Origin of the sequence: Fructobacillus tropaeoli (genome assembly GCF_016860625.1) — a bacterium.
Classification (GTDB): Bacteria; Bacillota; Bacilli; order Lactobacillales; family Lactobacillaceae; genus Fructobacillus; species Fructobacillus tropaeoli.
This window is the reverse complement of the sequence record NZ_BOJU01000002.1, coordinates 61,214-74,307: the sequence shown is the minus strand read 5'-3', so window position 1 is coordinate 74,307 and position 13,094 is coordinate 61,214. Positions and strand designations below refer to the sequence as shown.

Sequence of the window (13,094 nt, the reverse complement as noted above, 5' to 3'; positions counted from 1 at the left end):
GGTCCAGATAACTGTTTATTTTTAATATTTAAATAAAAATTTGATAATTTTTGAACTAAATTGACTTTTATTGTTTTAAAGCATAGACTGAAAATTGTAATATTAATAAAAAAGAAGGAAAATTTAAAATGAAAAAACATGGTGCTGACATCGTCACAGATTCCCTGGTGAATCACGGGGTTGATCTCGTTTTTGGAATTCCGGGAGCGAAGATTGATCGTTTGTTCGAGACACTGGAGCACCCACAACCTGGACAACGGGTACCGAAGTTGATTGTGACTCGTCATGAGCAAAATGCCGCCTTTATGGCCCAGGCTTTTTCGCGAATTACCGGCAAGACTGGGGTTGTGATTGCAACATCTGGTCCTGGGGTCGGTAACTTGGTAACGGGTTTGATGACTGCTAATGCCGAAAGTGATTCAGTTTTGGCCATCGGGGGTCAGGTTCCTCGTCGTGACTTGTATCGGTTGACGCACCAATCGACAAATTCGGCCGCTTTGTTTCAAAGCGTGACCAGGTTTAGTTCTGAGATTCAAGATCCAAACAATATTTCTGAGATTATCGCTAATGCCTTTGCGGCAGCGAACGGAACGAAGCGGGGAGCAGCCTTTGTTTCTTTGCCACAGGATGTCGATGATGTTGAAGTGACCAGCCCTGCATTGCCAGTTGTCAACCAACCACGCCAGGGGGCAGCGGCCTTAACTGATTTAGACTGGTTGGCTGAACAAATTAAGGTAGCCAAGTTGCCTGTTTTGCTTGTTGGTGCCCGCGGTTCTGATGATGACACGGTAGCGGCCTTGCATACATTATTAAAGCAAACGCCGTTGCCTGTCGTTGAGACCTTCCAGGGCGCTGGTGTGATTTCCCGTGAATTGGAGGCTCAATCATACTTCGGTCGGGTCGGTCTCTTCCGTAACCAGACAGGGGACAAGTTGCTCAAGCAATCTGACCTGGTTGTGACGGTTGGCTACGATGCCATCGAGTACGAGCCACGGAATTGGAACAAGGAAAACGATTTGAAGATTGTGGCAATGGATGTCGCACCGGTTCAAATTGACAACAACTTTGTACCCACGCGCCAATTAGTTGGTAATTTGGCTCAATCATTGACGCTTTTGACGGAGAAGGTGGCGGGTTATCAGGTGCCGGCTGGAAGTCAGGGCACTTTGCAAGAGTTAAAGGCTGATTTGAAGGCGTCGGATGAACCATCTTACACGCCGGCACAAGCCAACTTGAACCATCCACTGAATGTCATCAAGGCTTTGCAAAATCACGTGACCGATGACATGACGGTTTCGACTGATATTGGCTCACATTATATTTGGATGGCCCGTCACTTTAAGTCATACGTCGCTCGTCACTTCTTGACGTCTAATGGTATGCAGACACTTGGGGTCGGCCTTCCTTGGGCAATGGCGGCTGCGATGGTTCGTCCGAATGCCAAATCAGTTTCCGTGTCTGGCGATGGTGGCTTCTTCTTCTCCGCAATGGAATTGGAGACGGCTGTCCGTTTGCAATTGAACACGGTGCATATCGTTTGGAACGATAATGCTCATTACGACATGGTCAAGTTCCAAGAAGAAATGAAGTATGATGGCCAAACCGCCGGTGTCGACTTTGGTAATATTGATATCGTGAAGTATGCCGAAGCCTTTGGTGCTAAGGGGCTGCGGGTTGAAACGCCAGCTGACCTTGATGCCGTTTTGACGGAAGCCTTTGCAACAGAAGGACCGGTTGTTGTTGACGTACCAGTTGATTATTCACACAATTTTGAATTAGGATCTCAGTTGATTGAATCTGAGGGCTAATGTTGGTTCGGTTATCGTTCAAAATACCCTTTCGGTTGAACGCACGCCGGCCTCAAACCTTCCTTAATAACAAAAACCTTTCAGAAATGTTTTTCTGAAAGGTTTTTTGTTTGATGGTGGAATAACGGCCCGCAGGCCAATGCTGATTTTACTGCTGGTTGGCTAACCAAGCTGGTAAGACAATTTGGTCAATTAATTCTTCGGGGTCAGGCGCTTGTTGGGTAGCGATAAAAGAGTAGTAGCGCCGAATATTACCCAAGAGCATTAAGACTTCTTTGCTGGGAACTTTCTTTAATTCACCGCGCTTGATGGCCCTAGTAGCCAACAAAGTTCCGAGCTCGATGGCACCTTCCTCCGCTTTTTTCAAAAGGTCATCATTGATAGTTTCACCGTTGACGGCTTGGTAGAGTGTAAATTTAATTAAATATTGGTTGATTCGTTCATGCAGGCCTTCGATTTGCCTGGCGTTTTCAATCAGGTCGCCACGCAGGCTACCAGTATCGGGAAAGGATTGCATATCCAAATCCTCTGGAAATCCAGAATTTTCGTGTGCCCAATGGTGGACGGCATCTACTAAGAGGGCAGATGGTGAGTCCCAACGGCGATACAAGACACTGCGGGATGTTTTGGCGTAATGCGCAACATTTTTAAAAGTGACTGCATCAATGCCCTTTTGATCAAAGAGACGTAGTGCCACTGCGTAAATTGTCTGCTCGAGGGCTAACCCACGTTTTCTTGTTTGCGTTTCTTTTTCCATAAAAATAGTTTAACACAAAAAATAAGGAACATTATGTTTCTTATTGACTTTTAGTTAGCAGTCGAGTATATTAATCAGCGGATTGAAATAGAGAACAAATTGTTCCTTATTTCCTCAAATAAACTAAACAGAGTGGAAATGAAAAATGGAAATTAAAAAAATACGCAATGTTGCGCTAATTTTGGCTTTTGGCCTTTTGGCGCCCATGCTTGATACGACCATGACTAATATCGCCATTAATGATATCGGTCGTGATTTGCATACCACGCTATCGAATGTGCAGTGGATTATTACGGCCTACGTTTTGGCTACGAGTATTGCTGTTCCATTCTCTGGCTGGTTAACGCAGCGCTTTAATGGGAAATACGTTTTTTTAGCAGCACAGATTTTCTTTGGTTTGTCTTCGGTGGGGGCGGCGTTGAGTCATGATATCAATGCTTTGATTCTGTACCGAATCGTCCAAGGTTTTGCGGCCGGCTTGATCATTCCGTTGGTCACAACGATGCTGGTCAATATTGCGCCACGTGAACATTTGCAAAAGCTGATGATGGTGGTCATGCTGCCCATTATGGTTGGTCCCATTTTCGGTCCAATTATTGGGGCCCTTGTTGTTGAATATGGTAATTGGCAATGGATTTTTTGGATTAATGTGCCGATTATGATTATTGCAGCCGGTTTGAATTTTTGGAAGGTGCCGGATATTCCGGCTCTGAATAAATCAGCCCGCATCGATGCCTTCGGTATTGCCTTGCTGGGCTTGGGTTCGGCGGCCGTTATTTATGGCCTTTCCCGTGCAGGCGATTTAGCCAGCTTTAACAATGCTGATACCCGTCTCTATGTGACTGCTGGTTTGTTGGCCTTTGTTGTCTACTGGATTTGGGGCCGGTACAAAAAGGATCAGGCGGTCTTACCACTTGCTTTGTTTAAGTCACCGGTTTATTCAGCGACGACGATTAACTTGGTCTTGGCTGGGATGGTCACCAATGGACCGATGCTGATTTTGCCATTGTACTTCCAGCAGGGGCGGTCGATGTCTGTCTTGGAAACGGGCCTTTGGCTACTGCCCCAAGGAATTGGGATGTTGTTGATTCGTCCAATTTTATTGAAATTACTCGATCGCGTTGGTGTCCGTTATGTAGTTTGGTTTGCGCTTTCATTGGCACTAATTGGGACAATTCCGTTTGGCTGGATTAACGCTAGCACGAATATGGGGATTGTCAGTGCCGTGCTCTTTGTTCGTGGTCTTGGGGTCGGTGGCGTGATTATGCCACTGATGACGACGATTCTCTTGGGTATGGAAAAGGAATTGATTCCGCAGGCCAATATTGGCGCACGGATTTTCCAAAACGTTGGTGGCGCCTTCGGTTCAGCATTGGTAGCGACTGTCGTTGCTGCCTATGTTTCAACACACCGGGTCCTTGGTGCTAACATTGTTGCTTATCAACACGCCTTTTGGTGGTCGATGGCCATTACCGTTGTGATGTTTATTCCAGCAATCTTTTTGCCAAAGCAAGTTGAGCCAAAGGGTTAAAGCGCTAACGCAATTGAAGTGTAAAGAAAAAGTATCTGCCAGTTTGTCTGACTGATTTTAAATCAGTGAGGTACTGGCGGATACTTTTTGTGTTGGTTGAAATTTGTCTGGCTTAGTTTTTAGCTGGTGCAACAGCTCCTTGGACTTTTGCTAAAACAGCGCGGGCGATTGGGCCAACCACTAAAATTTGCATTGGTAAGGCCAAAAGCAGGTTGAAAAGCCAAGCCTTTGGATAGGCGGACAGTGAGTGACCGTTGATTAAAACACCGAAGAGAGACATGCAAGTAACCATGCCCAAAACCATCAGCGTGGAAATGGTCAGAGGAATTTGAAGGCCATCAGTTGCTTTGAAGCGGGGGACGATGTGCTTGAAAGCTAGCATCTTAGCCAAGGGACCGACGAGGAAACCGTCGCAAACCATGGCGACGATTAAAGCGATAGGGTAGCCGACGATGACTTCGTGCCAGAAACCATCCGTTAGTCCCTGAGCGAGGTAAATATTGTAAATGGACATACCCAAGACCATCAGGCCGGCCATCATCAACATGAAAATTAGTTCTTCTTTAAAATTACGTGGCATTTATCAATGCTCCTTTTCTTATTAATTCCAACTTAGCATATAAAATTTTTTCTCGTAAGTAAGGATTTGATGAGAATTAATAGAAAAGCGGGTAGAAGTGAGGGGTGTCAAATGTTCAATCTAAATTAATGACTTATTTTGTTCAAATGGGTGGTCAATACTAGAAAAATGAAATGGGGAATGATGCCCTGGATTCACTGTCAGTGGGGTGATGGTCGGAGTTGCAATCGTTTGTTAGTTTTTTTGATGAACAGTATTCTAAATTGGTATTTAGAAAACAGTCGGCATCAAAGTGATGACAAATATCCGATTTCCTGTTATGCTGTAATTACTTTGGAATGTTATTGCAATCATATTGCGGTAAATTCGTTGATTTTTACAGGAGTTTTACATGAAGGCAGCTGTTTGGCATGGAGCCAAAGATATCAGAATTGAAGAAGTGAATCTTAAACCACTGGCCAGCGATGAAGTAACGATTAAGGTGGCTTATGCTGGGATTTGTGGCAGTGATCTTCATGAATACCAAGAAGGACCAGTCTTAATTCCAACGACTTTCCCTGATCCATTGACAAATGAAGCGGCACCGATTGTTCTTGGTCATGAATTTTCAGGAGTGGTTGAAGCTGTTGGACCCGATGTTTACGATTTTCAGGTGGGCGATCACGTGGCGGTCAATCCTGCAATTACCAAGCGAGAATCCCCTGACGACGTCGATGTTTATGATGGTTATAGCTTTATTGGATTGAGTAAGGATGGTGGTCTAGCGCCCTATGCGAACGTTTCGGTTCAAAACCTTTATCATTTGCCACAGACCTTTTCGTTAAAATCAGCCGCAGTAATGGAACCAGCAGCTGTTGCCGTTCAAGCAGTCAAGGAAGCGGACCTGGCTTTTGGCCAGACTGTGGTCATTTTTGGTGCTGGTCCAATTGGTGTTTTGTTAGCAGAGGTCGCTCGTGCCGCAGGTGCTTCACGGATTGTTGTTGTTGACCTAGCAGAAGTTCGTCTGCAAAAGGCTCTTGAAATGGGGGCGACTGACACGGTCAATGCGAGTCAAGTTGTGGATGTTGAACAAAAAATTGCTCAGATTTTGCCAGACGGAGTGGATGCATCTTTTGAGGTGGCGGGCGTTCAGGAAACCTTTGACCAAGCAGTTGCTGTAACGAAACCGCGTGGCTTTGTTGTGGTGGTTTCGATTTTTCCGCAGCCAATTCGTTTAGATATCCGTGAGCTCATGAATGCGGGTGTGCGGATTGCGACTTCCATTGCTTATTCACGCCAAACTTTTCAACAAACGGTTGATTTAGTAACCAATGGCCAACTCAAGGTCGAACCGCTAATTACTTCTGAGATTCGCTTAGCTGATTTTTTGAAGAAGGGGTTATTACCGTTAATCGATAATCCATCTGAAGAAAAAATCTTGGTGAACTTAACCAAAAGCAAATAAATCGTGCGAAAAAGCTTTCAACGATGAAAGCTTTTTTGTTTGTTCTAAGGTGAGGGAGAATGTTTAGATATTAGTTACTGTTTTCACATTTATTTGTTCGATAAAAAACAAAATCAGCATAAAAACAGTATTTTTACTGATAAACAGTGTTATACTGTACTTGTATCATGATATAAAGTTCACAATAATCAACTAACACTGGTTAGTTAATGGAAAGAGGTTGGTCATGAAAGCAGCTATTTGGCACGGTAAAAAAGATGTACGGGTTGAGGAAACTGATTTACCAGAGCCTAAAGAAAATGAAGTCCGGGTCAAGGTGGCCTATGCTGGTATTTGCGGTAGCGACCTGCATGAATATCTAGAGGGGCCGGTTTTTATTCCGACGGAGTTTCCTGATCCCTTAACTGGAGGGCAGGCACCTATCACAATAGGGCACGAGTTTTCTGGTCAAATCGATCAGCTTGGTGCAAACGTCCATGATTTCCAAATTGGCGACCATGTGTCCGTTAACCCAACGATTACCAAGGGTGTGCTACCCGATAATGTCGATGTCTACGATGGTTATAGCTTTATCGGACTGAGCACGGATGGTGGTTTTGCTGGTTACGTCAATGTCCCAGTTGAAAACTTGTATCCATTACCGAAGGATTTTTCCTTGAAATTAGCAGCGGTCATTGAGCCAACTGCGGTTGCTGTGCAAGCGATTAAGGAGGCCCATCTCACCTTTGGACAAACCGTTGTGATTTTTGGTGCTGGTCCAATTGGCGCGATGGTCACAGCTGCTGCGAAAGCGGCCGGTGCAACCAAAATTGTCGTTGTTGATTTATCGACCATTCGGTTGCAAAAAGCACTTAAAATGGGTGCTACGGATATTATTAATCCAAGTGAGGTCAGCGATGTCGTGGCGGCGGTCCGTCAGATACTACCGGAGGGGGCAGACACTAGTTTTGAAATTGCTGGTGTGCAAGCAACTTTTAATCAAGCCATCAAAACGACAAAAGCGCGTGGTTATATGGTCGTGGTTTCCATTTATGCTCATGCTATCCAATTTAATCCGATGGCGTTAACGAATAGTGGGGTCAATTTAACTTCGACGATTGCCTATTCACGGCAAACTTTTCAGCAGACGGTGGACCTGGTAACAAGTGGCCAAATCAATGTGGCGCCGATTATTACTAATGAGATTAAATTAGACGATATTATCACGGATGGTTTTGATGTTTTGACAACCGACCAATCGCAGGCGAAGATTTTAATTAACCTAACGCAGGAAAAATAAGGCTTGTATCAGCCATTAACCAATGATTAATCAGAAACATTTCCAAATTTGGGAATGTTTTTTTATTTTCCTGTTTACAAATGTAAACTATCGAGTTATACTAATTGTGTTGTTTACAAATGTAAACACGATTTGTTTTGATGAACGGAGGACAGGATTATCATTAACATCACTGATACCGAACAAGCGGTTATGCGGATTATTTGGACGAAGAAACGGGCAACGGGTCGTGAAATTGTTGAGGAAGCCCAGTTATCGCATGACTGGTCAGCTTCAACCATTAAAACGTTAATTCGGCGTTTGACGGATAAAGACATGATTGCAGTCGACAAATCAGAAAAGGTCTTTACCTACGTACCAGTTGTGGCTGAAAACGAGGCAACCGACTATAACGCGAACCGGTTCTTTGATTCCGTTTGTGATGCCTATAAGGGGACGCTCTTAACGGCACTCATCAAAGAAGAACCATTAAGCAAAACGGATATTCAAAATATCCGGGCGATATTAGATGAACGCGAAGCAAGTGCTCCTGACCAGGTTGCTTGTCATTGCCTTCATGAAGATGATGATTCTTGCGCAATGGTCCACCATTAAAACAAAAACTGACGAACTAACAGGCGGTGTTCGCAAAAACAAAAATTGGGAGTATTTTATGGATAAAATTTTGGTTATGGTGGCTGGCCTAGCGGCAATCGCCTTTATTATTTGGTGGTTCTTTGGTCAACATAAGGTTGAAAGTCAGGCAGCCGATCTTGATGACAACCAGCAAACAATCGACATTCAAGTTGATGGTGGCTATTCACCTGAACATATCGTCTTGAAGCAGGGCGTACCAGCGACCTTAAACTTCACTCGTACCGATCCTTCTGGCTGTTTGGACCACGTGGTTTTTGCTGATTTTGGCATTAATCAGGAGTTGCCGCAGGGACAAAAGGTGTCGCTGAAAATTAATACCGACCAACCAGGTCAATACCAATGGGCTTGTGGCATGGATATGTTCCATGGCCAGGTAACCGTTGAATAGAAGTTTTCATATCAAGACAAAATTAATAAGTTTACGTATAAAAAAGGAGATAATCATGGCAGAAAAAGTAGAACAAACAGTAACAGTTGACGGACAATATCAACCAAACGTGGTAACTTTCCAAAAGGGTGACCAAGCAACCTTAACTTTTAAGCGCGTTAGCGAAAGTGGTTGTTTAGACACTGTTCAGTCACACGACTTTGGCTTTCAATCAAAGTTGCCATTAAACGAAGAAATCAGTTTTACTATTCCAACTGGCCAGACCGGCGAATTTGAATTTGCTTGTGGCATGAACATGGTCAAGGGGAAGGTTATTGTGCAATAAGGCAATTTAATTGAGTTAAGAGGTATAAAAACACATGCAAAAATTGACAACCAGCCGGCGCTTTATTATTGCTTTGATTTTTTCGGTGCCGATGCTCGTTAAGATGGTTTTGATGCCCTTGGGCTTTCACCTGCCGGGTGGCACCATTACAGAATTTGGGCTGACGACGATTGTCATGGCGGTTTCTGCCGCACCATTTTTGAAGTCATCCTGGTCATCCTTTAAAAAGCACCACTCCAACATGGATACCCTTGTTGCGATTGGGACAATGACGGCTTACTTATATAGTATTTATGCAATGCTTGTTGGGCAGCCAGTCTTCTTCGAAGGAGCGGCCTTGGTCGTAACCTTTATCCTGCTGGGACAAGTTTTTGAGGAACGGATGCGTAAAAATGCTTCTAGTGCCGTTGAAAAGTTGTTAGACCTTCAGGCGAAGGACGCTATCGTCATCCGTGACGGGCAAGAAGTCACAATTCCATTAGACCAAGTAGTCACTGGCGACTTAATCAAAGTCTTACCTGGACAAAAAATTGCCGTGGATGGGACCATTGTTGATGGTCAGTCAACGGTCGATGAATCAATGGTAACTGGGGAAAGTATGCCAGTCGAGAAAAAGGCGGGCGATGCCGTCATTGGCGCAACCATCAACACCAACGGTTCCTTTGTCTTTAAGGCCGACAAGATTGGTGAAGAAACGATGCTTTCTCAAATCGTCGAGATGGTGAAGAAGGCTCAAACCAGTCGGGCGCCAATTCAGAATTTGACGGACCGGGTTTCGAGTATCTTTGTACCGATTGTCTTGATTCTGGCAATTGCGACCTTCTTGATTTGGTACGTCTTCCTGGGCTCTGCATTGTCAACGGCGTTAGTCTTCGCCATTTCAATTTTAGTGATCGCTTGCCCTTGTGCATTGGGCCTTGCGACACCGACCGCGCTGATGGTTGGTACTGGCTTGAGTGCGAAGCACGGTATCTTAATTAAGAACGGTGAAGTGTTGGAAGCTGTTAACCAGGTGAAGACAGTTATCTTTGATAAGACCGGGACGATTACGGTTGGTCAACCAGTCGTGACTGATGTCATCGGTCCGGAAAAAAAGATTATGACCTTGGCTGGTCAATTGGAAAAGAATTCAGAACATCCTTTGGCAATCGCCGTATTGGACCATGCTGAAAAATTAGGTTTAGATAACCAGGAGAGTGCGAAGAATTTTGCAGCAATTGAAGGTCAGGGGGTCACGGGTGAAGTGAACGGTCAAACGGCCTTTGTTGGGAATACCCGTTTGTTGGCCGAGCGTCAAATTGATCCTGATTTGCAAAAGAAAATGCAAGAGTTACAGGCTGAAGCCAAAACTGTGGTCTTGGTTGGTGAAGCGGATCAGGTTATCGGTTTGGTTGCCATTCAAGATGCACCAAAGGCCAGCTCAAAGAAGGCGATTGCTGACTTGAAGGCACGCAGATTGAAGACCGTTATGCTGACTGGCGATAACCAATTGGTGGCAGAGGCAATTGCTGACCAAGTTGGTATCGACCAGGTGATCGCGGAAGTAATGCCAAACGATAAGGCGGATCACGTTCAGGCCTTCCAGCAGGAGGGGGCTGTTGCCTTTGTTGGTGATGGGATTAATGATGCACCAGCACTTTCAACTGCCAACGTTGGGATTGCAATGGGGTCTGGAACAGATGTTGCCCTCGAATCTGGGGACATAATCTTAGTTAAAAATGATTTGCAGGATGTGGCGACAGCCATTGAGTTGAGTGCCAAAATCTTTAATCGGATTAAGCTGAACTTATTCTGGGCCTTTATCTATAACGTTTTGGGGATTCCGGTTGCGGCGGGGCTCTTCTATGGCATCGGCCTTATCTTGAGTCCGGAGTTAGCCGGTCTCGCCATGGCCTTTAGCTCGCTATCGGTTGTGACAAGTTCCTTGCTATTGAACAAAACAAGGTTAAAAACATTAGCTGCCAAGAGGTCTTTGGCATAAAAATTAGGATGGTTATCGCTGTGATAACCATCTTTTTTTGTTGTTTTTTATTTTTATGGCTACTTTTCCTTGTTTGGCAGATGAACCCTAAATTTCGGGGTTCATATCATTTTCAACCGCTTTTTCTAAGTTGGTTTGAAAGTCTTGCCTTTTTTTGAAATGGGTGTATAGTAATTTTGGTTGATAAGTCGAAACGACCTGTCATTTCGACTTGTTAAAGGAAATTCATCAAAAGGAGGCTGTTGATGTACGATCTGTTGATTTTATCAATGTTGAGCTCACGAGACATGTCGGGCTATAAGCTCGCCATCGTTTTGGGCTCGACAGTGGTACCCAGACGCAAGATATCAAATGGCGTTTTATACCCAGTTTTAAACCGGATGGAAAAGGCCGGTTTTATTCAAAGTGTCGATGGGAATGTCCGGAATTCGAAAATTTTTCATATTACCGAGTTAGGCCACGAGCGACTAATCGAATTAATCAACGAGCCAGTTGCCCAGGATGCTAATCGCGATAATTCCTATCATTTTAAGTTTCGGTCCTTTTCATACCTGGCAAAAGATAAGCAAATAGAAATTTTAACCGATTATCGTAATGCCATTTTAACGGATCGCAATGTTTACCAGGAATTGAAGGTGCATTATCAAGAGGAGACGAAGGACCATCCCGAGCGGGCTGATTTTTACCGCTGGGGGCTGAAAACGCTCACCTTAAAGGATAACCTGGCGCTAGCTAAGCTGGCCTGGATTGATGAATCTCTGCAAGAATTAAAGGAGAATAAAGTATGAATAATACAAACGAGCGCTCGACGAAGCGCTGGTGGGCACTCTTAGCCTTATCTTTGGGTGTCTTCATGGGCTTGTTGGACGTGAACATCGTCAATGTTGCCCTGCCAACGATGGTCAAGAGTTTTCATACAACTTTTAGTAATGTCCAATGGGTCATTAGTGCCTATACCATTTCATACGCTGTCGTCATTTTAGTTTTGTCAAAGTTGGCCGATATGTACGGTCGTAAGAAGATGTTTCTGACATGTATGATCATCTTCGTGGTCGCTTCCGGAGTGAACGGATTAGCACCTAGCTTGTTAGTCTTGGACATCGGCCGTGCCGTGCAAGCCTTTGGTGGTGGTGGATTGATGACCATCTCGATGGCTTTGGTCGCTTCCATTTTTGAAGGGAAGGAACGTGGCTTTGCCATGGGAATTTTGGGTTCTGTGATGGGGCTTTCAACCGTTTCCGGTCCTTTGATTGGTGGTATCTTGTCTGAGGCCTTTGGTTGGCCAGCCATTTTCTACGTCAATGTGCCAATTGGTATTTTTGCAGCTATCTTAGTTTGGCTGACGGTAGCAGAAACACCGAGCTATGGTCAGGGACAAAAGATTGACTTTGCGGGTATGCTTCTTTCAGCTGTTGCCATCTTTTCAGCCGTCTTTGGTTTAATCCAAAAGGAAGATAACCCACATTTAGCTTGGACGAGTCCTAAAATTGCGTTGTGGTTGCTAGCCGCAGCTGTCTTATTGGCGATTTTTATCTTTGTTGAGTTGAAAATTGACAAGCCAATGATGAATCTGGCACTCTTTAAGAATAAGAACTTTGTCGGAGCGGTTTTTGTTGCCTTCGCATTAGGGTCCGCGATTTATTCCAACAACGTTTTCTTGACATCTTTGATGCAAAACTATATGGGTTATTCAGCCTTTAGTACGGGTGTCCGTCAAATTCCATTAACGATGTGGGCGCTCTTCCTTGGACCGGTGACGGGTTACTTGAGTAGCAAGTTTTCAACGCGGAAGTTGATTTCTGGTTCATTGTTATTGTCTGCCTTGTCTTTCTTGGTCTTCTTAAACGCAATGACAACTAAGTTAGCTTATACTGATTTGTTGGTGCCAATGGCATTGTTGGGAATTTCCAATGCTTTAATTAACCCCTTGTTGAATACTGCTGGTTTGGCCGGTGCAAAGCCCGAAGAAATCGGGATGACGTCTGGGTTGATTAACGTTTTCCGTCAATTGGGGATTTCCTTTGGTGTCGTCATCCTTGGTTTGTCACAAACGAACCAGTATGATAACTATTTGAACAACCACATGACCTTTACGGGTGTTCCGACAGAAGTTCTCGCTGCCATTAGGCATGCCCTAATCGATGCCGGTCCATTTGCTAGCCAAGCTTTTGTCACTAGTGCTAAGATGACGCACTTACCATTCCACTCGACATTGAAGACTGTAACCGACAACGCCTTCTTTGCCGGCATGCGTGGCGTGACGGTTGTTTCACTTTTGATTACTGCTGTTGGTGGCGTTTTGGCGTTCTTCTTGTTGCAAGATCCTGCTAAAAAAGAAAACTAGGAAAAATCAGGAGGGGATTCG

General features: G+C 44.5%; 12 protein-coding genes. 10 read left to right on the top strand and 2 right to left on the bottom strand.

The annotated features are described in order from the left end of the window. Nucleotides 1-128 precede the first annotated feature (128 nt). On the top strand, nt 129-1,808 hold the full coding sequence (gene alsS, locus FT12353_RS02500; protein ID WP_203618077.1) for an acetolactate synthase AlsS: 1,680 nt from the start codon (nt 129-131) through the stop codon (nt 1,806-1,808). A gap of 148 nt (nt 1,809-1,956) precedes the next feature. Here alsS and FT12353_RS02495 read toward each other — a convergent pair whose 3' ends face one another. Further along, on the bottom strand, nt 1,957-2,565 hold the full coding sequence (locus FT12353_RS02495) for a TetR/AcrR family transcriptional regulator (RefSeq protein WP_203618075.1): 609 nt from the start codon (nt 2,563-2,565) through the stop codon (nt 1,957-1,959). A 145-nt stretch (nt 2,566-2,710) separates the two neighbouring features. Between FT12353_RS02495 and FT12353_RS02490 the strand changes: the two genes are divergently transcribed. Then, nucleotides 2,711-4,096: an MDR family MFS transporter gene (locus tag FT12353_RS02490; protein ID WP_203618073.1), complete on the top strand. Its 1,386-nt coding sequence runs from the start codon at nt 2,711-2,713 to the stop codon at nt 4,094-4,096. A gap of 112 nt (nt 4,097-4,208) precedes the next feature. On the opposite strand, the gene FT12353_RS02485 is transcribed toward FT12353_RS02490, so the two are convergent. Next, complete coding sequence (locus tag FT12353_RS02485; RefSeq protein WP_203618072.1) at nt 4,209-4,676, bottom strand: DUF2798 domain-containing protein; 468 nt, start codon at nt 4,674-4,676, stop codon at nt 4,209-4,211. Nucleotides 4,677-5,067: 391 nt separating this feature from the next. Between FT12353_RS02485 and FT12353_RS02480 the strand changes: the two genes are divergently transcribed. The 8 genes from FT12353_RS02480 to FT12353_RS02445 all read left to right on the top strand — a co-directional run bounded on the left by FT12353_RS02480 (nt 5,068) and on the right by FT12353_RS02445 (nt 13,073). Beyond that, nucleotides 5,068-6,120: a 2,3-butanediol dehydrogenase gene (locus FT12353_RS02480; RefSeq protein ID WP_203618070.1), complete on the top strand. Its 1,053-nt coding sequence runs from the start codon at nt 5,068-5,070 to the stop codon at nt 6,118-6,120. A 226-nt stretch (nt 6,121-6,346) separates the two neighbouring features. Beyond that, the gene (locus tag FT12353_RS02475) at nt 6,347-7,399 is read left to right on the top strand and encodes a 2,3-butanediol dehydrogenase (protein ID WP_203618068.1); all 1,053 of its coding nucleotides are present in this window, start codon (nt 6,347-6,349) and stop codon (nt 7,397-7,399) included. Nucleotides 7,400-7,555: 156 nt separating this feature from the next. Further along, nucleotides 7,556-7,993 carry a CopY/TcrY family copper transport repressor gene (locus FT12353_RS02470; RefSeq protein WP_308438125.1) on the top strand — a complete coding sequence of 146 codons (438 nt, stop codon included), beginning with the start codon at nt 7,556-7,558 and terminating at the stop codon, nt 7,991-7,993. Between the two features lie 58 nt (nt 7,994-8,051). Continuing rightward, nucleotides 8,052-8,423, top strand: coding sequence for a cupredoxin domain-containing protein (locus FT12353_RS02465; protein ID WP_203618066.1), 372 nt, complete (start codon nt 8,052-8,054; stop codon nt 8,421-8,423). Nucleotides 8,424-8,478: 55 nt separating this feature from the next. Further along, nucleotides 8,479-8,748: a cupredoxin domain-containing protein gene (locus FT12353_RS02460; RefSeq protein WP_203618064.1), complete on the top strand. Its 270-nt coding sequence runs from the start codon at nt 8,479-8,481 to the stop codon at nt 8,746-8,748. 43 nt (nt 8,749-8,791) lie between these two features. Beyond that, nucleotides 8,792-10,729: a copper-translocating P-type ATPase gene (locus FT12353_RS02455; protein WP_203618543.1), complete on the top strand. Its 1,938-nt coding sequence runs from the start codon at nt 8,792-8,794 to the stop codon at nt 10,727-10,729. 245 nt (nt 10,730-10,974) lie between these two features. Then, nucleotides 10,975-11,517, top strand: coding sequence for a PadR family transcriptional regulator (locus FT12353_RS02450; protein ID WP_203618062.1), 543 nt, complete (start codon nt 10,975-10,977; stop codon nt 11,515-11,517). Continuing rightward, on the top strand, nt 11,514-13,073 hold the full coding sequence (locus FT12353_RS02445) for a DHA2 family efflux MFS transporter permease subunit (RefSeq protein ID WP_203618055.1): 1,560 nt from the start codon (nt 11,514-11,516) through the stop codon (nt 13,071-13,073). The genes FT12353_RS02450 and FT12353_RS02445 overlap by 4 nt, the downstream gene beginning before the upstream one ends. Nucleotides 13,074-13,094 lie beyond the last annotated feature (21 nt).